General features: G+C 74.5%; 1 protein-coding gene. It reads left to right on the top strand.

What is annotated here, in order from left to right; translation table 11 throughout:
- Positions 1-983 (top strand): xanthine dehydrogenase family protein molybdopterin-binding subunit (locus ASF38_RS17385; RefSeq protein WP_162237289.1); only part of this gene is annotated, 983 nt, incomplete at both ends.

Here is a 983-nt window from a genome sequence, read left to right as displayed (position 1 = left end):
CCCCCTGCGAGCCGTGCTGGCCTCGGCCCTGCGCCTCGGTGAGGAGCAGGTGCAGGTCGTGGTGCCCGACGTCGGCGGCGCGTTCGGCCTCAAGATGCACGGCCACCCCGAGGAGCCGCTCGTCTGCGTCTTGAGCCGGATCACTGGCCGCCCGGTGCGCTGGACCGAGCGGCGCAGCGACTGCCTGCTCGTGGGCGGACGCGAGCAGCACCACGAGGTCACGGTCGGCTTCGACGGCGACGGCCGCGTGCGCGCGCTGCGCGACGACCTGGTCGCCAACGTCGGCGCCCTCGGCGCCGCGCCCGGCTGGGGCATGGCCTACCTGACCGCGCTCGCCTTCCCCACGGGCTACGACGTCCAGGTCGTCGACGCACGCTTCCGGATCGTGGCGACGAACAAGTCGCCGTGGAACGCCTCGCGCGGGTACGGCAAGGAGGCCACGAACCTCATGATGGAGCGCGTCATGGACCTCGTGGCGCGCGAGCTCGGCCTCGACCCCGCCGAGGTGCGGCACCGCAACCTCATCGCCGACGACGCCTTCCCGTACAAGACCACCGCCGGGCTCAACATCGACAGCGGCCAGTACCACCTGGCGCTCGACCGGGTCCGGGCGCTCGTCGACGAGCCGGGCGTCCGCCGCGGGCAGCGGGAGCAGTCGGCCGACGCGACGGTGCGCACCGGCCTGGGCCTGGCCTTCGAGCTGACGCCGGAGGCCGGCGGCACGCCCGGCACCCTGGTCGGCGGCTTCGACACCTCGACCGTCCGCGTGGCGCCGAGCGGACAGGTCACCGTCCTGACCGGCGTCACCTCGCCCGGCGGCGGCAACGACACCGGCATCGCCCAGATCGTCGCCGACCGGCTCGGCGTCGCGCCTGCGGCGATCACCGTGGTGCAGGGCGACACCGACCGCTGCCCCTACGGCTTCGGCAACTTCAGCGGACGGAGCATGGTCGTGGGCGGCAGTGCCGCCGCGCTCGCCGCCG

Origin of the sequence: Aeromicrobium sp. Leaf272 (genome assembly GCF_001422865.1) — a bacterium.
GTDB lineage: Bacteria > Actinomycetota > Actinomycetes > Propionibacteriales > Nocardioidaceae > Aeromicrobium.
Note: the sequence above shows the minus strand (reverse complement) of the source record. Positions and strands in the feature narration are given on the sequence as shown.